This window comes from Streptomyces sp. NPDC002680 (assembly GCF_042889145.1).
In the GTDB taxonomy this organism is placed as follows: Bacteria; Actinomycetota; Actinomycetes; order Streptomycetales; family Streptomycetaceae; genus Streptomyces; species Streptomyces adonidis.
This window is the reverse complement of sequence record NZ_JBIAQP010000039.1, coordinates 1-23,272: the sequence shown is the minus strand read 5'-3', so window position 1 is coordinate 23,272 and position 23,272 is coordinate 1. Positions and strand designations below refer to the sequence as shown.

Genomic DNA, 23,272 nt, shown 5'->3' with positions numbered 1-23,272 from the left:
GGGGCTTGTGGGAAACCTTGTCGGAAAATCCAGGACTCAGATCCTCGACCAGAACACAAACCCACTGGTCAGTGGTGGTGTCACGTTCTCTGCGTTGGTGCTTGGGCTGACAACATGGCGAACCGGCTACTGACCAAGAACAGGGTAGCGGATGTGGGCGGGCGCGGGTTGCTGGGATGGGGTCTGAAGGGCCAGCTGGTGGGGGTTGATGCTTCTGACCTGCCGGTTCTGTCGTTGATGCAGGGCGGCCAGCGAATGCTGAAGAGAGCAGACGGGAGAGTGGTTGGACCGTTCTGTTCCCTGTGTCTGCTTGTGGGTGCGCTTGCCACTTCCTCAGGGCGACCTGGCCTGCCACACGTGGGACGGCCCGGGTTCCGGGATGACTGGCCGAGAACGCGTGTGTTCCGGTACGCGGTACCGCTGGGCCGGTAGGCACGCGCCATGACGGTGCTGCGCTGCTTCTCGCTACGGTCGAGGGATGGCATTAAATGATGAGTTCGCGGCAGACCTGCGGCAAAGCGAGGCGCCGACCGGGGTGATCGTCAGCGCGCTGCGCTGGGAAATTCTGAATGACTGGGTTCGCTATCTGCACGATGATGCGTTCCCGGACAAGACGGTCGAGAAGTCGTACCTGTGGGGATTCGTCAAACGGGATTTCGGTGGCGACGCCCTGCGGTGTCTCTGGGGCAAGTACGAGACGAGTTACGCGATGTTCGCCGAGGCGGTGTGGCTGCTGCACCGTGAGTTCAGTGAGGGCGCCGGCGCGGAGCACCACGCTCTCTTCGCCGGCCTGCCGCCGATCCCGGCGGAAGTCCTGTTCCAGAAGATCGCGAGTGCGTCAGCGGTGGCTTTCCGGAGACTCACCGAAGACGAGATGGGCAGGATTCTGCGCAAGGCGCCGCAAGATTATGTGGCGATGGGATAGTGCGCTTCACGACGTCGAAGACCCCCGTCCAGATGGTGGGCGGGGGTCTTCCCATAGGGATCCACAGAGTGAGCGTGGTCCTGGCCGTGAGGTTATGCCGCTGCCCGCTGTACGGCGGCTGCCGCCTTCAGGGCGGGTGTTCTTTCGAGGAAGAGGCGGCGGCTGGTGGCGTTCTGGGCGGCGGCGAAGCCGAGTGCGAAGACCTTCTGGCGTTCGAGGCCGTAGGAGATCATGCGTTCGTTCCAGAGGCTTCTGTCGAACTGGCTGTGTACGGATTCCGCGTCGCTGCGGTAGGGGTAGAGCTGCTGGTGGGCGAGGGTGCCTTCGGGGATCTGCTGGAGGTGTTCGGCGCGGTGGAAGCCGCGTTCGGCGTCGCTTTTGATCCTGCGGCCGGTATCCGGGTGGATGCCGGTGCGGTCATCCGGCGTGGTGGTGATGCCGACCGGGACGCGGTGGGCGTGGGCGCCGTGGCGGCAGGGGATGTGGAGCAGGTGGTACCAGCGTGATTTGGTGACGCCTTTGCGGTGTTCGAGGCGGGTGATGGGGACGGGGAGGAGAGTGCTGGTGCCGTCGTCGAGGAGGACGCGTTCGGCGATGCGTCCGTTGGCGCACCACAGGTCGTGACGGCAGCGGCCGGGGCGCAGGAGTTCGTAGGCGCGGGGGACGGCGGAGCCGTGCTGGAGGTTGATGACCAGGAGGCCGAGGCGGGCCAGGGCGTCGCGGTGCACGCCGCGGAAGGCTCCGTCGTAGGCGACGCCCATGCAGCCGGGCAGGATACGGCTGAGCTGGGTGAAGGCACGTACGGCGACGGCGGCTTCGTCCTCGTAGTCGCCGCCGGCGACGTGCCGGACGCTCAGGATGACGCGTCGCCAGTAGCCGTCGTCCCGGGCCGAGGCGAAGAACCACTTCGTCCCCCGCGCGGGAGTCTTCTCCTTCTCGCCGTTCTCGAAGTAGAGCCGGGCGGCTGGATCGACGCGGTGTTCGCGTATCTCACCGGTGACGGGGTCGATCGTGACGCGCTGTTCGGCCTTGGAGGGAGGCTTGGGAACGGTGGCGTCGCCGACGAGGAGCTGGCGGCGCTCGGGCCTGGCCCAGTTGCGTACGGCGTCCGGCGGGAAGAGGCCCTGATGCAGGGCCTGCCGGACGGCGTACTGCTCGAAGAGGTCCTGCATCAGGTCGATGTGAGGGGCCAGGATGTTCTCCTCGGCGTCCAGGTACTGGCCTCGGCTGGGCGGTGAGTCGGGCAGGCGGGCGGCGGCGGCGCGTCCTGCGTGCCGGCGGACGGAGGCGCGCAGTGAGCGCCACTGCTTGGGATCGAGAGTGCCGACGGCGGAGCGCTTGGAGCCGGTGACGGTCATCAGGGCGGAGAGCAGTACATACACGACGGCCGGGTACTTGCGGGGCCGGCCGCGGTCGGCCCTGGCGGGCAGGAGCTCGGCCATCTCGTGGAAGAGGGGGTCGGCGAGGCAGTCCGTGATCCGCTGCGACTGGGTGCGCTGGTCGCTGTCGCGCAGCTGGCGCTTTCTGGAGGGGCGCAGGTTCTGAGGGAGGGCGTCGCCGAACAGGTCGTCAGGCACAGGGCTCCTCCTGGCCGTTCGTACCCGCGGTGTGCCAGGTGTGGCCGATGACGGCTGCGGCTCGGTCCAGGGAGCGCAGGCCGAGGCGGCATGCGACGTTCTCGATCCGGCCGGTGCGTTCGAACTCCTCGACGCCGGCCCATGCGGTGACGGAGGACGGTTTGACGTCCTCCTCGCCGTCCAGGCCGATCCAGGTCAGAAGGTTGCGCAGCGCGACGCAGACACGTGATTGCAAGGTGGCGTCGGAGGCGGGCTTGTCGGAGACGGCCAGACGGGCGTGGGGTGCGCGTTCGGGACGCAGCTGGCGGGCGCTGACGAACGCCGCGCGGTGGGCCAGGACGTTGAGGCTCCAGTCGTCCAGCGGGCACCAGCGCGCGTCCGTCTTGGTGGCCCCGTGCATCCACACGCGGCGGCCGTCGAGGTCGAGGTCGCAGACCCGGATGTGCCCGATCTCCGCGCTGTGGCCGCCCGCCAGCGCGAGCGCGGCGGCGGCCCCGTGGCGGCGGGGCCGGTCGATGAAGGAGGCGTGGTGGCGCAGGTCGACGACCTCGCCCTCGACCAGCGCCCGGATCTCACCGCCCTGGCGGGAGGGCAGGATGATGTCCCGGGTGGGATCCGTGTCGCTCAGGCCGAGTTCGCGCAAGGTGCGGAAGGCGATCCGCAGGACCGAGCGCCGCCCCAGCATCGTCGACGCAGCCGAGTCGGTGACATGGCCGTGCCGACTGCGCCCCCGGGCGGTCACGAAGTCCTCCGCCAACTCCGCTGTCACGTCGCCGAGGACGACCGCTCCGCGCAGATACAGGTAGCGCTCGCTCCGCCTGAGAAGCAGCCCGAACTTGTCCAGGGTCTGCTCGGTGAACTCACCGCGGGCGGCCATGGTCTGCCAGACGTCCCAGACACAGTCGAACGCGTGAGTGAGAGACGGGTCGCTGCCCACGATGATGTCCCTTCGCCGAGGAGGCATCACCACGCCTTCCCTCGGCTCCTGCACGGCAGAAGATCCGAAAAAAGTTGAAAAAACATGGGAAAAGGTGGTGTTCCGTACATGCGACACCCTGGGCATGGCTGATCTCCGTGGCAACAGGAAGGGCGTGGAAGAGTGAAGAGGAGAGTGAAAGGGCGTGCGGGCAGCAGCGGTCACGGCACGTCGGAAGATCGGCGTGCCGGGGCTGTCAGGCGGCGCAGGCGCGGCGCATCGCGGACATGGATGCGCGGGTGAAGGCGGGGGTGCGGGCCGCTCGACGGCATGCCGCAGCACCCCCTGCCGGGGAAGGGCAGATCTGGGTCGGTCAGTTCCCGGACTGCTGGAGGCTCGGCGTGAGCTTCACGAAGACCGTCCGGTACGCCTGCAGCAGAGCGAGGAACTCCGCGTCGGGCAGCGCGGAGAACGCCTCGGCGGGCATGCTCAGGAAGGGAGACAGGACTCCGGGCGGCCCTGCGGGTGCCGGAGGACGGGGGGCCGAGGCCGTCTGCTGCCCGGCCTGCTGCCTGGTGGGCAGGACGATGCGCCCCTGCTCGTCACGGTCGATCAGCAGGGCGTACGCCATCCACTCCACCAGGAACGCGCCACGTTCGGGCGTGGCGGACAGGCCGGAGCCCAGGTGGGCTGCGAGGTCCGCCTCTTCCACCGGCCCGGACGTCAGCCGCTCGAGCGCGCGCCGATGGAACCAGCTGTCCTGCCAGTGGTCGTGGAGCAGGAGCCGGGCCCGCGCGGTATCGGTGGACCGAAGCCGGGCCAGGGAGTGTCCGATCTCGGTCAGTGCCCATGCGCCCCGGCCCGACTCGAGGAGCCCGCCGTGGACGAGGAACGTCGTCGTCCTGCTGACGGTCTTCGGCGTGATGTCCAGCCGGGACGCCAGATCCTGGGCGGACACGGGGAGGCGTTGAGAGCCGCCGAGTTCGAACAGGACGTCCACCAGATCGAGTTGGCGCCGCGTAGCGAGACGCTCGCTCGGCATCACGAGCGGGGTCTGAATCCTGGGAATGGTCACCGGTCTTCTCCTGCCTGCACGGGAGCGGACACCGTGGGAACCGGTATGAGACCGGCTCGGAGGCAGCGAGGAAGGAAGGAATTCATTGGGGCCCTCAGAATATATGCGTGAATAAAGGGATTTGCTGCCGAGGGCCGATATGGGCAACGGGCATGCTGATCGAACGGAACATGATCATGCTCTAAAATGATCCCGATGCGTGGGCCCTCAGCTGACGTGTCACGGGTGCCGCCGGACCCGGCATGGTCCTGGCGGCGCCCTTTTTGCGCACGTCGCTGGGGTGATACGGAGCGATCGTCAGCTGTCCGTCGTGTGAGCCTCCGCGAGCTTCAGGAGACGGTAGACGCCACGTTGGACGCTCTCCACGTGGCCGGCCTTGACCAGTTGCGACAGCGCCGCGCGGATCGCGTTTTTCGCGATCTCGGGTCGGAGCTCCCACACCTTGGCGTAGATGTCGGGGACGCTGATGTCCTTGCCAGGCTCCAGTACGTCCATGACCAGGCGGGCGAGCGTTCCGGACGTCGGACCCTGCGAGGGCGTGGCGTCGTCCCCGGCGCCGGCGGTGGCCATGCTCTGTGTGTCGGTGAGGCCCAGCTCGGTCGCGTAGGACTCGGCGGCCTGGACAGTCGCCAGGACCGCCTCGTACCGCTCGGCCGCGACCCGCTGCTCTCCGAGCGCGACACGCTGACCCTCAAGTGCCTCTTGCAGAATCCGTTCGGCCTCGGCGACGGCCGCCGCGGTGTCGGCCGCGGCCGTGCCCGCCTTCTCCAGCTGGGCGTGCTCGATGTCGAGAATCTGCTGCAGATGGGCGATGAACGGCAGCGTGAACCCTGTGTCCGGGTTGCTCAACTCATCCTCCTCATCCGCGTGCGAAGCGGCACCCGCCGCATCCGCCCGACCCCACCCTGAAGGCCTAACCGATGTACGCGCAGCCGTATCTGATGATCCGTCGCATTGCACAAAGGGCCAGACGGCCGATCGCGCAGGACCGATTGCTCATGATCATAAAGCCTAAGGGGCGCTGCTTTTACGCAGGTTGGTGGGGCGGAGGCACACAAGAGTCCGCAACTGTCCGGCTTGCAAGGGCATTTGACCGGGATGCACAGGCCTGGGCCGGGCAACTACGGCTGGATGCTGCCCACGAGAGGCGACTGGACGTTCAGCGGCTGGAAGCGGGACGTGGCGGGGCGCACAGGCAGACGGGGCCGGTACGACCAAGCCTCCGTGGGCGGGCTTCGGCAGGGCCCGGCAACCTTTCGGACGGCCGAAAGCCCCTGCGTGGCATGGCACGATTCGGGCCATGCCACGCAGCAACAACGACAAGCACCCCCTGTTTTACGTGGCGGACGGTTCCTGGCCCGAAGTGGTCCTCGCTCCCGCCGCCCCGCTGAGCGCACACTGCGGTCTGCTCCTCGCCCGTGACCTGGACCGGACGATGCGATCGTGCGAGCTGTCCCTGCGGAGCCTCGCGGAGGCGGCGCAGGTCGCCCACTCCACCGTTGCCCGCGTCCTCAACGGCGATGTCCTGCCGGACATCGGCACCCTCACCCGCCTGGAGGACGCCCTCGACTTACAACTCTGGCCGGGACCGGCTGCGGTGCGGGCGGCCGCTTCAGGCGGGACGACGATTCTCGGGACGCCGTGACGCTCTTCGCGGTGAGGAAGAGGCCGTGAGGCGATGGGAAATCCTCGAAGGCGCAAGCTCTCTGCCGGAGGCCGGACCAAGACGGGTGCGTCGACGGCTTCTCCGCCGGAGCTCGGGCCTACCCCGTCTCGTCGTCGATCAGACCGTACGGCGGGTGCTCCTCGTCCCTGCTGAACCGCACGATGACGTTCTCTTCCACGAGGTCGGGCGGGCTGTTGTCGGCGACGATCACCTGCGCGGAGTCTTCGTGGCTGTCGAGCCACTGGCGGAGGAAGCGGTAGAAGTCGTCGATGCTGACGGCGTCGGCGATCAGGGAGTCGCGTGTACTGCCGTGGCCGAGGTTCTTCTGGGGGCTGTCGATCATGAGGAATCCGGGATGGGCCGCTCCCTTTTCGACGGCGACTTCGAAGACCGCGAGCTGCCACGCCAGTGTGATCAGTGTCCGTGCTCCGGAGGAGGCCTCCTGGTAGGGCTCCCCCCGCACGTGCGGTGTCAGGTCGTCAGCGATGTGCGGCATGCTCAGCTTGGGGTAGTGCCACTCCGTGAGGAGGCGGGCGAAGCGCTTGCTGATGTCCCGGAGTACTTGGTCGCGGTCTGCCGTCGCATCGCCCAGGTTCGCCAGCTCGTCGCGCAGATGCTGGAGCTGGGCTTCCTGCTGGGACACCTTGGCCGCCCGTTTCTCCAGTCCTTCCTGGAGTTTGGCAGCGGTGTTCAGTTCGTCGATCCGGCGGTTCACCTGGATCTGCTGGCGGTGCAGGTCATCACGGGCGGACAGGTAGGTCGACACGACCGGCCCCGTTGCCTCGTCCAGGGTTTTGGCCGCGCGTTGCTCGTCCAGGGCGGTGTCCGCCGCGCGCTTTTCGGCGGCTGCCAGGGACCGTTCGATTTCCTCGATGTAGGTGGTGATCGCCTTGAGCCGGGCTTTGGTGGCCCGTGTCTCCGCGGCGACGTCCAGCCGTTCTTCAGGAGGTGTGACGGCGTCCGCCGCAGAGCCCAGGCTGGTGGCTGGTTCGGGCGGCGACTGTACGGGGTGGTGGCACAGGCTGCAGTGTCCGTCGTCGGTGTGGGGAGACTCCTGGAGGGACTGGAGGCAGGCCGGGCAGGTACGGACGCGCAACGGGTCGAAGAGATGCTTCGCCTGTGCGAGCATGCCGAGCTTCAGCAGGTCGTCGGCGTATTGCGCACGCAGCGGGAGCATGCGCGCCAGCTGGGTCTGCTGATCCCGCAGAACAGCGGCCGCTGACTGCGCTCTCTCTGCGGCGCCGCGGTGCCGAGTGCGTAGCTGGGTGGCGAAGTCCGTCGCGGCCCTCGCCTGGGCGTCGATAGCCTCCAACTGCCGTGTGATGTCGGCGAGTTCCCGTTCGGCGACGAGGCGCGTCTGTGCGTCTGCGGAGGGGGCGTGCTGTTCCTCGACGAATGCACGGGCCGTGGCCAGTTCGGAGCGCGAGCGGGTCAGTCTGCTTTCCAGCTCCCTGATCCGAGCCCCGATCTCGATCCGCCGGTCGTCATGAACGGCGAAGACGACGTCGACGACCTGACGCAGCTTGTGCTTGCGCATGAAGCTGTTCTCGAACAGGAAGTTCTTGTCCGCCACACGTTCGTTGGTGAGGAACGTCAGCCACATCAGATCGCGGAAACTGAGTGGGTCGGTGCGCGATTCGGAGCTGGTGGGGGCCTCCCTGAGCTGTACACCTTCCAGCCCGCAGTGGCTGAGCAGCAGGGTGGACAGACTCTGGGGATCGCCGGCGGGGTCGATCGGCCTGCGCTCCGCGGGGGAGGTGGCCGCCTCGTCGAGGCGGCCACGGCGTACGAAGGCACTCGTCGACGGCTCTCCCACCGCGCGCTCGATCACGTGCGGGACACCGGAGAGCTCGACTTCGAGCAGGGATGCCCTGACCTTGCGCATGATCTCCGGGTGGCGCGGATGCTTCTTGGCACCGAGGCCGTAGGAGATGAACTCCAGCACGGCGGTCTTGCCGGAGCTGAAGGCGCCGGAGATGATCGACAGGCGCCGGACGTCGTTCTCGTTGGTGAAGTCGACGTCGTAGTTGTGGTCGATCCCGATCAGGCGCAGACGCCTGATGCGGATTCCGGTGGTGGCGCTCACTCGACCTCCAGCCAGAGGGGTGTCATGGGGTTAAGGGGACGGCTGGCGGAGCCGACGATCTGTGCCAGCGCTGAGCCGGGGTTCCGGGTGTCCAGGCGGAGCCACGTCGCTGACTCCTTGCGCAGGCGGGTGTCGCTCATGCGCCGGAGCTTGCCCACGACGATCTCGGCCGCGGTGGAGAAGGAGGACGCATAGGTCGTGGTGAGCTGCGAACTCAGGTGGCACCCGTGGTCGGTGATGCGGTAGAGCAGGCTTCCCTGCTCGGCGGAGGCGGAACAGCAGCCATAGGCGACCAGAAGGCTGAGATCGTGCTGAATGCGTTCCCGGCGGCTGGTGAAGCGCTGTCCGGACGAGGCGTACGACAGTGTGCGCGGATCGAAGCCGGCCAGCCTGAGCAGTGATGCCTCCCGGCTGCCCGTCTCCACGACGAGGAAGGGGTTGGCCGACAGGAAGTCGTAGTAGCCGATTCTTTCCAGGGTCGCGCCCGGCAGATTCTGGCCGGCCAGGGCTGCCAGGAGGAGCAGCAGTTGCGCCAGACGGAACTGCACCTCGTCTTCCGGCATCACGACCGGACGGTCAGGCTCCACCACTGCCCCTTCAACGTTGAGTAGGTCATCGAGTCGGACGGGTCGACCGCCCTCACGGATCCGTGTGTGCCTCCGCGATCTTGCGCCAGTCCTTGACCCATCCCGCCTTCCGGTTGTCCACCAGCCGGTGCACGAGTCCCCAGGCGTGGGGGAGGTCCAGCCGCAGGACCTTCGGCAACTGCGGATGTTCCGTCCTCACGTCGGACCACACCGACGCGTGCAGACTCGGGAACTTGTCCTCGGCCCAGCACTGGTTGAACCGGGCCTCCCACAGACCGTGCAACGTGGCGTCCGCCGACTTCAAAGCCTTCAACTCGGCCGGAACACCCTTGTGGGCGATTTCCCGGACAGCCACGTCCGCATTGAAGAACTGGCGTTTGGCAGAATTGAGTTCGACATGTCCGGCCGCCTTCATCTGCATGATGAAGAGCGCAGACTCCAGCGCGGTCGCCTTGTCGTCGTCGACCTCGACGAGTTCACGCGGTTCCTCGGCCGACGACTCACCGCGGTACACCTCGTAGTAGCCGCGCCGGACGTCGTCGGCCTCCGGAGTGCGCAGCAGTTTCGTGAGCCGTGTTTCGTCCCACAGCTCGATCACGAGGCTGTGGTCCCGTTCCTGACGCTTTTTCCAACTGTCCCACCAGGCTGTGGTGGGGCCGTCCATGCTGGACGGGATGCACAGGACCCACATCCTGACTGTGTGGCCCTTGTCCGCGGCGGTGTCGAGGACCGACCTCAGGGACTCGCGGATCTGTTGCTGGTTGCTCTTCTGCGTTGCCGGATAGAAGTACTTGGACTGCCAGACGGTGATCTCGCCGCCGAGGTCGCCGGCGAACGCGTCGACGCCCCAGTCGCCGGGGTTCGCGGCGATCATCCGCACGCCCGGCGTGGTCGATCCGGCCAGCTCGGTGATCATCTTCTCGAAGTCGTCCCTGGCACCGCCGAGACTCCCACCCCGGACGATGTGGACCGCGAAGCTGATGGGAGGTACTCCGGCCCCGACCGCCTGTGAATCGCGCACTGTCCCCCGCTGATTGACCTACCCCGCCTTGAGGCTTTCTGTTAACTCCCGTGACGCAGGGTCAGCATGACCGTAACCTCGGCGGCTCGATGGATCAAGCCCTGGGCGACGGAGTTCCTGGATGGCCGACGGTGCGGGTGACATCCACGGCAGCCGCTCGGGGCTGGTCGGTGACTACCTGGACATTCACTCCGCTCCGTGGCGGTCGTGCGAAAAGCGGGCCCGGCCGCACCACGCCAACGAGGCGGGATGGAAGGCGCCGGAACCGAGGACGTCGCGGCCCGCCACGGACGCCGGAAACGGCCGAGTCGCCAGTGGTCAGCCGCTGACGGCGGTGACCTGGCAGGCGCATCACGAAGGGGCCATCTCCCTTCTCGGGCGGCAACCCTCCTGGCCACCCGCTGCATGCTCCGCCGGCGTGGATCGCATGCAGGTGCGACCAGTCACGTACCACGCGTGCCTGACCGCCGGAAGGGCGAGATCGTTCCTACGCCCAGCAGGATCACCCCCACCCCAGATGTCGCCCGCATGGGGATTGACGCCACCTTGTACCAGGCTCAAGGATCACCGCTGCAACAACGCGTCTGAAACGATTCACATCCCCTCCTTGCTCGTACCGCACCGCCCCAGGAGCCCACGATGCCCCTTCTCACCCGCCGGTCCGCCCTGCGCTCCGCCATAGCCGTGGCCCTCGCTCCCACTCTGGGCTCCCTTGCGCTTCCGCGTCTCGCACCCGAGGCGGCCGCCGCCGTCTCGTGGACGGCGAAGTGGATCTGGGCTCCGTCCAGTTCGACGAACCAGTGGGTGGCCTTCCGTAGATCGTTCAGCCTGGCCTCGGCGCCGTCGTCGGCGGTGACGCAGATCGCGGCCGACTCGAAGTACTGGCTGTGGGTCAACGGCACGCTGGTCGTCTTCGAGGGCGGCCTCAAGCGCGGCCCGAACCGCACGGACACGTACTACGACGAGATCGATCTCGCCCCGTACCTCACCAGCGGCGCCAACACGATCGCCCTGCTGATCTGGTACTTCGGCAAGCAGGGCTTCTCGCACAACAGCAGCGGCAGGGGCGGTCTGCTGTTCCAGTCGGACATCACCACCGGCTCGACGACCAGTCGGCTGGTCAGCGACACCGGCTGGAAGCACACCGTCCACCCGGGCTACTCGAACAACACCAGTGGTACGCAGGTCAACTTCCGGCTTCCCGAGTCGAACATCTTCTACGACGCCCGAGCCGCCGCCGTCGTCTCGGGCTGGCGCTCGCCCGGCTTCGACGACAGCGGCTGGACGGCGCCGACCGACTTCGGCGCGGCGGGTGCCGCTCCCTGGAACGCCCTCGTTCAACGGCCCGTCCCGCAGTTCCGCTTCTCCGGGCTGAAGTCCTACGTCAACGCCTCCTCATTGCCGTCCACCGGTCAGGGTGCCACCGCGATCTCGGCCACCCTGCCCTCCAACATCCAGGTGACCCCGTTCCTGAAGGTGGACGCTCCGGCCGGTGCGGTGATCGGCATCCAGACCGATCACTACGACGACGGCGCGGGCCTGACCGGGATCCAGCCGGGGACCCAGTACAACGTGCGCGCCACCTATGTCTGCACCGGAGGGGTCCAGGAGTTCGAGCCGCTTGCCTGGATGAGCGGTACGGCGGTGAAGTACACGATCCCGGCCGGCGTGAGCATCCTGGAGCTGAAGTACCGGGAGTCCGGCTACGACACCGACTTCGCCGGGTCGTTCAGCAGCAGCGACGCCTTCTTCGACACCCTGTGGGGCAAGGCCGCCCGCACCATGTACGTCAACATGCGCGACAACTACATGGACTGCCCCACCCGGGAGCGCGCCCAGTGGTGGGGTGATGTGGTCAACCAGCTGAAGGAGGGCTTCTACACCTTCGACACCCGCTCCCACGCGCTCGGCAAGAAGGCCATCTCCCAGCTCGCCTCCTGGCAGAAGGACAGCGGAGCGCTCTACTCCCCGGTCCCGACGACCATCTGGACCGCCGAACTGCCCGTCCAGATGCTCGCCTCGGTGTGGTCGTTCTGGACCTACTACCTCTACACCGGCGACACGAGCGCCGTCACCGGCGCCTACCCGGCGGTCAAGAGATACCTGAACCTGTGGAGCCTGGACGGCGACGGCCTGGTCAACCACCGCGCCGGCGACTGGGACTGGGAGGACTGGGGCAGCAACATCGACGCCCGCGTCCTCGACAACGGCTGGTACTACCTCGCCCTGGACACCGCCGCGAAACTGGCCGACCTCAGCGGCAACAGCGCGGATGTGGCCGGATGGCAGACCCGACGCGACAGCATCAGGGCCAACTTCGACCGCGTCCTGTGGAACACGTCGAGAAACGAGTACCGCTCTCCCGGCTACAACGGCGACACGGACGACCGCGCCAACGCCCTCGCCGTCGTCGCGGGCCTGGCCACCACGGCCCACCACCAGGCGATCACGAACGTGCTGCGCACCCACCTCAACGCCAGCCCCTACATGGAGTTCTACGTCCTGGAGGCGCTCTACCTGATGGGCGCGGCCGGCGTCGCCGAGGAGCGGATGCGCAACCGCTTCGCCGCCCAGGTCGCCGATCCGGCCTGCCACACCCTGTGGGAGGTGTGGGTCAAGTCGCAGGGCACCGACAACCACGCCTGGAACGGCGGCCCGCTGTACGCCCTGTCCGCCTACGCCGCCGGAGTCCGCCCCACCAGCCCCGGCTGGACGACGTACGACGTCGTCCCACAGACCGGCACCCTCACAAGGATCAACACGGTCGTACCCACCGTGAAGGGCGACATCCGCTTCGGTATCCAGCGCGACGGCACCAGCACGACGCTGACCCTCACCTCACCGACCGGCACCACGGCCCGTGTCGGTGTGCCCACCTACGGCGGCGCCCAGCCCGTCATCACCGCGGGCGGCACCACCGTCTACGCGAACGGCGCCGCCACCGGCAGCGTCGGTGGACTGACCTACACCGGCAAGGACTCCTCGTACGTCTACTTCACGCTCCAGCCGGGCATCTGGACGTTCACCGTCACCGGCGCGGGCCGGCTCGACAATCTCGCCCTCGGCAGACCGGTCACCAGCAACAACAGCCTGGAGAACAGCGACTGGGGCAGGAACCGGCTCACCGACGGCCGGCTCACGAGCATGACCGGTGCCAAGGGATACACCAGCAACGACTTCCCCTCCGCCGATGTGTCCGCGAACCCGGTCTGGGTCGAGATCGACCTCGGCGCCGACACCGACCTGGACGCCGTACGCCTCTTCCCGCGTACCGACACGGGTGGGGCCGGTGGCGGCACCGCCGGCTTCCCCGTCGACTTCACGATCCAGACCCGACCCGACGGCGCCTCCGCCTACACCACCGTCCGCACCGTCACAGGCCAGCCGAACCCGGGCGGCCTCATCCAGACGTACGGTTTCAGGACCACCACCGCCCGCTACCTCCGCCTGCAGGCCACGCGTCTCGGCACCCCCGCCTCCGACGAGTCCACCAAGTACCGCCTCCAGCTCGCCGAAGTCACCGTCCCCACCGCCGCGACCACCGTCACCGCCAACTACACCCTGGAGAACGGTGACTGGGGCAAGACGCGGATCCTGGACGGCACCCTCACCAGCGTGGCCGGTGCCAAGGGCTTCACCAGCATCGACTTCCCCTCCGCCGACGTAAGTGGCACGCCCGTCTGGATCGAGATCGACCTCGGCGCCGACCGGGCGATCGGCTCCGTCACGCTCTACCCGCGCACGGACACCGGAGGGACCGGTGGCGGCACGGCCGGTTTCCCGGCCGACTTCACGTTCCAGACCCGGGCCGACGGCGGCACGTCGTACACCACCGCCCGAACGGTCACCGGACAGCCCAACCCGGCAGGAGCCGCCCAGACCTACACGCTCACCTCCACCACCGGACGCTATCTGCGCCTGCAGACCACCCGGTTGGGCACACCCGCCTCGGACGAGACCACCAGGTACCGCCTCCAACTCGCCGAGATCCTCGTCAAGTAACCGACCTGGCCCCCGCCCGGCCCGCCCCTCATCCCCGCCACCGTGGCAGCGGGGATGAGGGGCGGTGGCGTTCGTGAGCCGCCGTACGCCGCCGAGTCGGGGCGTCGCCCTGGCTCACGGCCGACATCGGCGTCGTCAACGCCGGTGTCGGCACCCACAGCGGGCATCCCCGCACGGCTTTCGTGCGGCCACCGGGACCGGTGGCCGTCAGATGGCCGTCACCAATACGTCATCTGGACGCTCGCTGCCTCCATCGCGAGGTGACATTGTTCATGCACATGACATCGAGTCGCCATCCGACCTCTGAGCAGCCGCGATCCGCGGCACCCGGCACGAGCGAGCAGGCCGAACCGGCGGCGCCCGTCCCGCAGCAGCCCGAGGACCCGGAAGACATCCAGGAGCCCGGAGAAACGCCCGCTCCCGGTGACGGCTACGAACCCCTCTGACTCACACCCCGGAGAGACAAGCATGCACAGACACCGCATTCCCTGTCCGGACAGACGACCCCGTCGCGGCCGCGTCCTGGCATTGCTCGCGGCGCCCCTGCTGTTGCTGCCGATGCCGGGCGCGGCGGCGGCTCCCGCAGTGAGTTCGCCGTCGGCCGGCGCGGACCCTGCTCCCGTCCAGGGGCAGGCCAAGGTCAGGTCGACCCACGACGTCACACTCGTCACCGGTGATGTCGTCACCGTGACCACGTTCGAAGGTGATGCCCAGCCGGCCTTGCGGGTACATCCGGAAGGACCGTCGAGAGGCCTGGCCGTGGTCCAGCGCTCGGAGACGGGAACCTACGTCATCCCGCAGGCCGCACGTCAGGCGGTGATCGACGACGCGGTCGATCTCGAGTTGTTCGACGTCGAGCAACTCGTCGCGGACGGCTACGACGACGCGTCCACCAAGGCGCTTCCGCTGGTGCTCGACAACATCGACGGCGTCGGCGCACCGAAGACGGCGCCGCAGGCAAGGATCACCAGCAACCTGCGGAGCATCAACTCCCGCGGCGTCGACGTGCCCAAGGCCAGGGCCACGGCCTTCTGGCAGCAGAGCGACAGCACGGGCGAGCGCAAAGCGCTGCACGTCGGCAAGATCTGGCTGGACGCCAAGGTCACGGCCGACCTCGCCCAGTCGGTACCCCAGACCGGTGCCCCCGCGCTGTGGAAAGCCGGGTTCGACGGCAAGGGCGTCAAGGTCGCGGTGCTCGACACCGGCGTCGACACGACCCACCCCGATCTGGCCGGCCGGGTGTCGCGCCTGGAGAACTTCACCAGCACACCCGACGCCGTCGACCACATGGGCCACGGCACACACGTGGCGGCCACGATCGGCGGTTCGGGTACCGGCAACGGCGCGAAGGGCGTGGCTCCGGACGTCGACCTCATCTCGGGCAAGGTGCTGGACAACCGGGGTGACGGCAAGCTCTCGGAGATCATCGCGGGCATCGAGTGGGCCGCCGCCGAGGGTGCGGACATCGTCAACATGAGTCTGGGGTCACGCATCGCCGACGACGGGACCGGCCCGCTGAGCGCCGCCGTCGACCGGGCCACCGCCGAACACGGCACCCTCTTCGTCGTCGCGTCGGGCAACGCGGGCCCGAACACGATCGGCAGTCCGGCCTCGGCCAGGGACGCGCTCACCGTGGGGGCGCTGAACCGGGACGGGAGTCTCGCGGGCTTCTCGAGCACCGGTCCGCGCATAGGCGACTACGGGGTCAAGCCGGAGATCTCCGCGCCCGGGGTCGGCATAGTCGCCGCCCGGGCCGCGGGTACCTCGCTGGGCAACCCGGTCGACGAGTTCTACACCTCGATGGACGGCACCTCCATGGCGTCGCCCCACGTGGCCGGTACGGCGGCGCTGCTCAAGCAGGCCCATCCGCAATGGACCTGGCAGCAGCTCAAGTCGGCGCTGGTCGGCTCGGCCGAACCTGGCGACTACCGCGTGGAAGAGGGCGGCGCCGGCAGGGTCGACGTCGCACGTGCGCAGGCACAACTGGCGTACTCCGTCCCTGCGGCCGTCAACCTGGGCGCCGCTCCTTACGTCGACGATGCGCCGTACGAGACGGTGACCCGCGAGATCGCGATCCACAACGACGCCGCCACCGCCCGTACCTTCACGCTCACGGCGTCGATCACGTCGTCCGGGGGTGCCCCGATCCCCGACGGTTCGGTGCGCCTGTCCACGAACGAGGTCACGGTGCCGGCCGGCAGTGCGGCGGCCGTGACAATCACCGCGGACCCCAACCTGCTGCCCGCCGAGACGCCGTACTCCGGGCTCGTGACCGCTGCCGCGGCCGACTCCAGCGCGTCGGTGCGGGTGCCGGTGTCGATCTACGTGGAGCCGCCGATGCGCACCATCACGGTGCGCGGCACCGCCACCAACGGCAAGGCGGTCCTGGACGACAGCCTCCTGCTCGTCCACGACGAGACCAGCAGCCGGACATACCAGGGGGTGTTTCGCAATGGCGTGGGCACCGTGCGCGTCAAGCTCGGCAGTTACGCCGTCGAGACCCTCCTGCTGAGCCCTGACGCGGGTGGCGAGCAGGTCGAGGACGTCGCGCTGAACGTCAGGCCCGAGGTCCGGATCGGGGACGACAACGTCGCGTTGGCGCTCGACGCGCGCAAAGCGTCGGAGGTCACCTACCGCACCGGTCGCGACACCGAGCAGCAGGCCGGCTCACTGGGCTACTGGCGTAGCACGCGTCCCGGCTTCAGCCCGCTGATCACTCTGCCGCCGGACTTCAAGCGCATCAGGCTGTTCCCCACCGCTGCCCCAGAGACCGGGACGCAGGAGATCACCCTGTACTCCACACGAAGCGCTCCGATCCTGGTCGCCAAGGCGGGCCGGACGCCGCTGCGTCCCACCGTTCTCGACGCGGCCAAGCGGTTCGAGGGCAGGGCCGAGCTGAAGCTGGTCGATGTCGGGAACGGCTCCGCGGACGGCTTCGCGGGCAAGTACGTCAAGGGCGCGCTCGTGCTCGCCACCCCGGCACCGGGTTCGGCCATCTCCTCGGTCATCGAACAGGCGGGAGCCCAGGGCGCCGCCGCGGTCGCGATCGGGAACAACGGACCAGGCCGCCTCGACGCGGCGGCCGGCACCCAGGCGGTCCCGGCGTTCGCACTGCCCGGGGAGGACGTGGGCAGCCTGCGCCGCCTCCTGGCTCGTGTAAAGCCCGTCGAGGTCGCCCTCGTGGGCACCCCGCTCACCCCGTATGTGTACGACCTCGTCACGCCCTTCAAGAACACGGTCCCCCGCGGCCCGCTGACGGTCGGGGTCGACGAGTCCAGCCACGCGCACGTCAGCGCCCGGATCCATGAACGAAACGGTGTCGGCCCCGCGAACTACACGAACTACATCCTGCGATGGAACGGGTCCGACGCCGCGCGCTACATCCCGGTCGGCACCCAACTCCCGGTACGGCGTGGCGCCGTGCTCGACGAGTGGTTCAGCGCGAGCCCGGAGACCTCCTACAACGCCGGGGTCGCCTTCGACGCCTCCGGCGGATCGGCGTGGTTCTCGGACATCGAGAACGGGAGACACCGCTTCCACCAGCCGGGTCACCGGACCGTCGACTACTTCAAGGTCGTCAACACGTCGAAGTTCGGTGTGTTGAAGACCAGAGGCAACACGCTCTGGGTCGTGACGGACCGCTTGTTCGATCCCACCGGGATGTACACGATGAGGGACTGGCAGGGCGACGCCAAGCGGATGACGCTGTACCGCGACGGCACCCAGGTGTACTCGAACCAACTGTCGGACTTCGGCGCCGTCTCGGCTCCCTCGGGTGAGGGGGACTACAAGCTGGTGGTCGAGGCGCGACGGGACGCTCCAGGGTGGGAGTACTCCACCCACCTGACCACCACGGCCTCGTTCCGGGCGAACCCGAAGCCGGACTCCGGCGACATCCACATCTCCATGCCGCAGGTCGGCTACGGCGTCGGAGTGGACCTGTCCAACAGGATCCGCGCCGACAGGCCGCAGAGACTCACCGTCACGGCTCGCCCCTCGCGATCCGGCGAGGCGGAGATCACCGACGTACGCACGTGGCTCTCCTACGACGACGGTCAGACCTGGAGCAGGCTCAAGCTCGCCCCGGCCGGTGCCGACGGCCAGTGGAAGGTGACGCTCAAGGTTCCCGGCGGCAAGCACACTCCGAAGTACGTCAGCCTGCGCACCGTGGCGACCGACGCGAACGGGCACTCCATCGAGCAGACCGTGAAGCGTGCCTTCGGGGTCAGGTGATGATCACCCCACAGGCCTGATGGTGGTGGTTCGGACAGCATCCACATGAGCCGACGGCGAGCGGTGCCCTCTTCGTGCAGGGGGCACCGGTCGCTGTCGGCCGCGTTACCGGGTCCTGACGGGGCGCGGGGCAGCCGTCGCGAGTACCGCGACGGCTGCGTCACTCCGGCTCCTGCGGCAGCAGCCCCGCGCGGGAGGCCACCACCGCCAGCGCGGTGCGGGACGAGACACCGAGCTTGCGCATCGCCCCGGACAGGTGTTGACCCACCGTGCGGTGGCTGATGAACAGCGCTCCCGCGATCTGCCGGTTGGTCATGCCCCGCGCGGCCAGCTCGACCACCTCCAGCTCCCGGGGCGACAGCTGGTCCCCGTACCCCTGCGGTCCACGCCGCCAGGTACGCACCACCTCCGTTCCGTGTTCGCGCAGCACAAGGGCGACCCGGTCGGCGTCCCGCTTCGCGCCCAGCTCACGCAGCCGCCGCTCGGTGTCCGACAGCAACCGCAGCGCCTCGTCCTGACAGCCCGCCGTGATCAGGCACCGGCCGCGACGCTCCAGAGCGAGCAGTTCGTCGTACGGGCGCGGAAGCGCTGCCCACGCCGCCGCGGCGTCGGCGAACAACTCGGCGGCATCGCCGCTGCCCCGCGCTTCGGCGACGACAGCCCGGCAGGTGGCCAACGCCGCAGCCGGTGCCGGCGCGTCGCGATCGTCGAGCCAGTCCGCGAACTGCCCGAGCAGCGCGTCGACTTCGGCGTCCGCGCCGGTGGTGACCAGCGCCTCGACCCGGACGGGAAGCACATCGGTCGCCCACAGCCACAGGCCCTTCCGCGCGATCGTCGCCACCAGGTCCGCCGTGACGTCGGCCAGCGGCTCGTCGACCGCGGCGTCGAGCAGTCCCGACCGGCCCAGGGCCGCCGCGGGCACGACCATGACGTCCACCATGCCGCGCCGGCCGGTTTCGTCGAGCAGGTCGCGCAGCCGTCGTTCGGCCGCTCCCCGGCGTCCCTCGGCCAGATCCAGCAGTGCGAGGACCCCGCTCGCCTCGATCCTCGCCTCGTGCAGACTCTCGGCGGACTCCGACACCGCCGCGGCCTCGTCCGCCAGGCCTGACCATGAGCCGACGTACCAGTCCAGCCGGGCCCGGGTGCTGCGCACGATGCCGAGCAGCCGCTCGTAGCCGGTCGCCTGGATCTCCTCGACGGCGTCGGCCAGGAAGCGCTCGGCCTGCTCGTACAACCCCCAGGCGATCGCCATGTGACCGAAATTGATCAAAGCGCGTGCGATCTGCCGCCGCTCGGCCACGGTCCGGGCGTCGCGCATGACCTCACGTGCCACCTGCCATCCGGCTTCCTCGCCGAGCATCAGCAGGATCGACGCCCGGTCGACGGTCAGTTCCAGCAGCTCCGCCCGAGTCCGCACCTGCGCCATCAGTTCGTTCGCGCGCTCCAGCCAGGCCAGGTGGGTGCTCGCGGGCCACGGGCCACGCGGTACCGCCAGGGACAGCATCGCCTTCACCGCGAGCGTGGGCCGGGCGGCCAGGTCGGGCACAGCGGCCTCGACCTCCTGGTAGACGACGTCGAACTGCCCCAGCTGAAGCAGGAGGCGGCCCAACAGCAGCCTGATCTCACCGCGATCACCCGCCGGTAGGTCGGCACGGGCCAGGACGGAGCGCAGTGCGCTCGTCACGTCCGTCGCCGTGCCGGCGAACGAAGCGCCTCCGGCCGCCGCGAACCGCCCGATCTTCCGGGCCAGCCGGACCCGCGCCTCCACCGGATGCTCGACCTCGGTCAACACGTCGAGCAACAGCGCCACCGCGGTCTGGTCGTCACCCGACTCCCAGGCCAGTTCCGCGGCCTGCTCGCTGTAGACGGACCAGCCGCTCATGTCGTTGGCTTCCCGCAGATGCCGCATCAGCCGGGTCACCGGCCGCGGATCGAGTTCCTGCAAGTGCTGCGCGGCGCGCTGGTGCAGCCGCCACCGTTCCGACGCCGGGATCGCGTCCGCCACGGCCACCGCGTCGAGCACATGCCGGAACGCCAGTTGGCCTCCGCTCACATCACGGAGCAGACCTGCGGCGAGGCTGCGCGCGATGCCACGCAGTCCGGCCTCGCCCTCCACGTCTGCGACCGCCCGCAGCAGCGCCATGTCGGCCGGTTCGCCCAGCACGGCGGCGGCCTCCAGCACCCGCCGGGCCTCCTCGGGAAGCCGGTCCACACGCTCCAGGACCGAGTCCCGCAGCGTCGGTGACACGCGCAGCTCGTCGAGCGCCCGGCGGGTCCATTCACCGTCCCGGTGGACGATGTCGCGGCGCTCCCGCATCGACCGGACCGTCTCCTCCACCGCCAGTGGGACGCCGTCGGTGCGCTGGTGCAGCAACTCGGCGAACTGCTCGGAGACCTGGTCCGCGCCGAGGACCGACCGGACCAGCTCGCCGGTCTGCCGCACGTCCAACGCGGAAAGCTCGATCCTGGTCAGGGACATACCCGAGGGCCGGCGGGACGTCAGCCGCCACAGCAGCGACCCCGCCGGGACGTCGTGCGGACGGTACGTCAGTACGATCGACATGCGCGGGTCACCGGAGGCGCACAGGGTGAGCAGCCATTCCAGCGTCGCCGAATCCGCCCAGTGCGCGTCTTCGACCACGAGCGTCGCGACGCCGAGCCGCTCGACCAGTTCCGCCATCGCGCGCAGCAGCCGGTGCCGGGTTCCCTTCGGGTCCTCCAGCGCTTCCAGCGCCGGCGGCAGCTCACCGGCCCACTCCGGGAACAGCGGCCGTAACGCCCCGGCCAGCAGACTCAGCCCCAGGCCGGACGGTGTCGGTCGCAGCCGCCGTACCCCGTCGACGATCGGACCCAGTGGGAACGGTTCGCGCACCGGCGGGCAAGGCGCGAGCAGTACGGCATCCTCCGCGACCACCCTCAGCGCCTCTTGCAGCAGCCGGGACTTGCCGATACCGGGTTCGCCCTCGATGAGCACCAGCGACCGCCCTGACCGCAACGCCCTCGTCACACCGTCCAGGGCATCGTCCCGGCCGACCAGGGCGGGAGCCACCACCGCGACCGTGACGGCACCGGACGGATCACCGCGTTCCGTGCCGCCTGCAGGTGCCGAACCCTCGCGGTGTCGTCCGAGCTGCGTCATCAGGTCTCCGGGCTCCCCTGGGTCGCGGACGCAGTGACGTCCTGCTGCACACCATCGAGCGACGTCGCACAGCACTGTGAAGGCGGCACCCGTGGGACACGAGCAAGTGTGCGGGCAGCGTAGTCACGGCCGCTACCGTCCCCTTCGAGACCAGGCTTTCGGTCACATCCGCCCGTCCGCCGCCGGCCCCGGTGATGGCGTCGGATCAGTGGATGTCCCGTCCCGGTCACTGCCGGGAAGGCGAAGGCAGGCAGAAGGGGACAGGTCGGGCGCGTGCCGGGCCGCGTGGGTCTGTACGTGTTCCAGAGCCCGGTCCGCCAGGCCCATACAGAGGTCCGCGAAAAGGTTGCGCGCCATGGTCAGTTGCCGACGCTCCGGCAACAGTTCGAGCGGCAGATCGGCGTCACTCCAGGGGAACATGCGCCAGGTGTCCATGAGCTGGACACGGACCCGGAAGGCCTCCTCGGGGGTGATGTCGCCGGTCGCCGTCCTCGACATCCAGGGTGCGAAGCGGTCGATGAACGGCTCGTAGGGCCGGGTGAGTTCGTCCAGGGGCCAGGCTTCGATCAGCTTCTTGCCGTGGAGGGCGGAGTCCGCGGTCCGGAAGATCACGTAGTCGGTGACCCCGAAGGTGCCGCAAGCGCGCTCCAACTCCTTCGGATCCTCCCTCGGCGACACCCACAGGGCTCCGTAGACCGGGGCGAACCCCCGCCATTTCAGATGTCGGCGGAACAGTTCGCGCACATCACGCGACGTCTCCTGGATCGTGAAGGCGATCACCGTCCAGGACCCGTCCCAGTGCGCCGTACCGGTGCCGAAGGCGAAGACGCGGTCGACTGCCGTGACCAGCCGGGCGCGGGCGTTGTCCGTCAGCCGGTACCGCGAGCTGCGTCCCACGCTGGACTGTTCCAGGACCCCGCGCGAGGCGAGCCTGCTGAGTGCCGAGGTCGCCGCGGAGGGCGTCACCTCCAGGTCGGCGGCCAGAGCCACGATCAGGCGGGACGGTATCCACTCGGCGGAATCCAACCAGAAGTCGGTGAGGAGTGTGATCAGCAGATGCTGGGTCGACGAACCCTTGGCCGGACGGGGGAAGTCGGCGATCACCGCTCCATCACCTGCGGCTCCGGCGGTCACCGGCTTGTGCTCCATTCGCATCGCCCCATTATCAGGAGGTTGCCCCGAGGAAAAAGATTGCTTGCATCATTATTGACGACCGGTGCGCGTGCTGCATAGCTTCTGTGGCCACAGGGGCCGGACCCCTGGATCTCATCGCCGCTCTCGGGCGCGCCCCACGGCGCCCTCTCTCCCCTCCGGAGCCGACATGGCAACCTCCCGCCCCTCGGCGGCGCCAGCAGCAGCGCCCCCTGATTCCCCGGCCGACAGCGGCCGCTCTCCGCACGCCCGCAGGGCCGCGGCCGCGAGCTTCGTCGGCAGCGCCCTGGAGTACTACGACTTCTTCATCTACGGCTCGGCCTCGGCGCTGGTCTTCAACCAGGTCTTCTTCCCGCAGGTCTCGCCCGGTCTCGGCACGATACTGTCCATGGCCACGATCGGCATCGGCTACGTCGTGCGCCCCGTGGCGGGCATGGTCATCGGGCACTTCGGGGACCGGGTCGGCCGCGGCCGCATGCTGGTGCTCACGCTGCTGATGATGGGGGTGGCCACCTTCCTGATCGGCTGTCTGCCGACACCGGCCACCATCGGCGCGGCCGCCCCCGTCCTGCTGGTCCTGCTCCGTGTCGTCCAGGGCATCTCGGCGGCCGGCGAGTCGGTGGGCGCGGTGACCATGGCGATGGAACATGCGCCGAGCAACCGGCGCGCTTTCTACGGCAGTTGGGTGAACACGGGCGCCGTCGCCGGCATCCTCCTCGCTTCCCTGGCCTTCCTGGCCGTGTCCTCACTGCCGCAGTCCGAACTGCTGGCGTGGGGCTGGCGGATACCGTTCCTGGCCAGCGCCCTGGTCGTGGGCGTCGGTCTGTGGATCCGGCTGAGGCTGCCCGAGCCGGAGGTCTTCGAGGCGGCCAGGACCGAAACCGAGCGGGAAC

General features: G+C 68.8%; 15 protein-coding genes. 6 read left to right on the top strand and 9 right to left on the bottom strand.

The genetic code is table 11. The annotated features are described in order from the left end of the window. Positions 1–478: 478 nt before the first annotated feature. Positions 479–925 carry a hypothetical protein gene (locus tag ACFYXF_RS51370; protein WP_389361270.1) on the top strand — a complete coding sequence of 149 codons (447 nt, stop codon included), beginning with the start codon at positions 479–481 and terminating at the stop codon, positions 923–925. A 92-nt stretch (positions 926–1,017) separates the two neighbouring features. Here the strand turns inward: ACFYXF_RS51370 and ACFYXF_RS51365 are convergent, their stop codons facing one another. From ACFYXF_RS51365 to ACFYXF_RS51350, 4 genes are all read right to left on the bottom strand, one after another. Continuing rightward, positions 1,018–2,502 carry a hypothetical protein gene (locus ACFYXF_RS51365; RefSeq protein WP_389361268.1) on the bottom strand — a complete coding sequence of 495 codons (1,485 nt, stop codon included), beginning with the start codon at positions 2,500–2,502 and terminating at the stop codon, positions 1,018–1,020. Next, positions 2,495–3,439 carry a hypothetical protein gene (locus tag ACFYXF_RS51360; RefSeq protein WP_389361266.1) on the bottom strand — a complete coding sequence of 315 codons (945 nt, stop codon included), beginning with the start codon at positions 3,437–3,439 and terminating at the stop codon, positions 2,495–2,497. The genes ACFYXF_RS51365 and ACFYXF_RS51360 overlap by 8 nt, the downstream gene beginning before the upstream one ends. A gap of 352 nt (positions 3,440–3,791) precedes the next feature. Further along, the gene (locus ACFYXF_RS51355; protein ID WP_389361264.1) at positions 3,792–4,493 is read right to left on the bottom strand and encodes a hypothetical protein; all 702 of its coding nucleotides are present in this window, start codon (positions 4,491–4,493) and stop codon (positions 3,792–3,794) included. 297 nt (positions 4,494–4,790) lie between these two features. Then, a complete protein-coding gene (locus tag ACFYXF_RS51350) occupies positions 4,791–5,342 on the bottom strand; it encodes a hypothetical protein (protein ID WP_389361262.1) in 552 nt (183 codons plus the stop codon). A gap of 451 nt (positions 5,343–5,793) precedes the next feature. Between ACFYXF_RS51350 and ACFYXF_RS51345 the strand changes: the two genes are divergently transcribed. Further along, on the top strand, positions 5,794–6,138 hold the full coding sequence (locus ACFYXF_RS51345) for a multiprotein-bridging factor 1 family protein (RefSeq protein ID WP_389361260.1): 345 nt from the start codon (positions 5,794–5,796) through the stop codon (positions 6,136–6,138). A 118-nt stretch (positions 6,139–6,256) separates the two neighbouring features. Here ACFYXF_RS51345 and ACFYXF_RS51340 read toward each other — a convergent pair whose 3' ends face one another. The 3 genes from ACFYXF_RS51340 to ACFYXF_RS51330 are packed head-to-tail and all read right to left on the bottom strand — an operon-like array spanning position 6,257 to position 9,853. Further along, positions 6,257–8,245, bottom strand: coding sequence for a DNA recombination protein RecN (locus ACFYXF_RS51340; RefSeq protein ID WP_389361258.1), 1,989 nt, complete (start codon positions 8,243–8,245; stop codon positions 6,257–6,259). Then, positions 8,242–8,832, bottom strand: a complete 591-nt coding sequence (locus ACFYXF_RS51335) for an ABC-three component system middle component 2 (protein WP_389361256.1) — start codon at positions 8,830–8,832, stop codon at positions 8,242–8,244. The genes ACFYXF_RS51340 and ACFYXF_RS51335 overlap by 4 nt, the downstream gene beginning before the upstream one ends. A gap of 52 nt (positions 8,833–8,884) precedes the next feature. Beyond that, complete coding sequence (locus tag ACFYXF_RS51330) at positions 8,885–9,853, bottom strand: serine/threonine protein kinase (protein WP_389361254.1); 969 nt, start codon at positions 9,851–9,853, stop codon at positions 8,885–8,887. A gap of 639 nt (positions 9,854–10,492) precedes the next feature. On the opposite strand from ACFYXF_RS51330, the gene ACFYXF_RS51325 reads away from it, so the two are divergent. The 3 genes from ACFYXF_RS51325 to ACFYXF_RS51315 all read left to right on the top strand — a co-directional run bounded on the left by ACFYXF_RS51325 (position 10,493) and on the right by ACFYXF_RS51315 (position 18,088). After that, positions 10,493–13,855: a discoidin domain-containing protein gene (locus ACFYXF_RS51325; protein WP_389361252.1), complete on the top strand. Its 3,363-nt coding sequence runs from the start codon at positions 10,493–10,495 to the stop codon at positions 13,853–13,855. A 278-nt stretch (positions 13,856–14,133) separates the two neighbouring features. Beyond that, the gene (locus tag ACFYXF_RS51320; RefSeq protein ID WP_389361250.1) at positions 14,134–14,301 is read left to right on the top strand and encodes a hypothetical protein; all 168 of its coding nucleotides are present in this window, start codon (positions 14,134–14,136) and stop codon (positions 14,299–14,301) included. A 22-nt stretch (positions 14,302–14,323) separates the two neighbouring features. Continuing rightward, positions 14,324–18,088 carry a S8 family serine peptidase gene (locus ACFYXF_RS51315; protein WP_389361248.1) on the top strand — a complete coding sequence of 1,255 codons (3,765 nt, stop codon included), beginning with the start codon at positions 14,324–14,326 and terminating at the stop codon, positions 18,086–18,088. A 160-nt stretch (positions 18,089–18,248) separates the two neighbouring features. On the opposite strand, the gene ACFYXF_RS51310 is transcribed toward ACFYXF_RS51315, so the two are convergent. Both ACFYXF_RS51310 and ACFYXF_RS51305 read right to left on the bottom strand, forming a co-directional pair. Continuing rightward, positions 18,249–21,227 carry a LuxR C-terminal-related transcriptional regulator gene (locus tag ACFYXF_RS51310; protein ID WP_389361246.1) on the bottom strand — a complete coding sequence of 993 codons (2,979 nt, stop codon included), beginning with the start codon at positions 21,225–21,227 and terminating at the stop codon, positions 18,249–18,251. Positions 21,228–21,389: 162 nt separating this feature from the next. After that, complete coding sequence (locus tag ACFYXF_RS51305; protein WP_389361244.1) at positions 21,390–22,382, bottom strand: PaaX family transcriptional regulator C-terminal domain-containing protein; 993 nt, start codon at positions 22,380–22,382, stop codon at positions 21,390–21,392. 166 nt (positions 22,383–22,548) lie between these two features. Between ACFYXF_RS51305 and ACFYXF_RS51300 the strand changes: the two genes are divergently transcribed. Continuing rightward, the coding region (locus ACFYXF_RS51300) for an MFS transporter (protein WP_389361242.1) at positions 22,549–23,272 on the top strand (724 nt) is incomplete at its 3' end.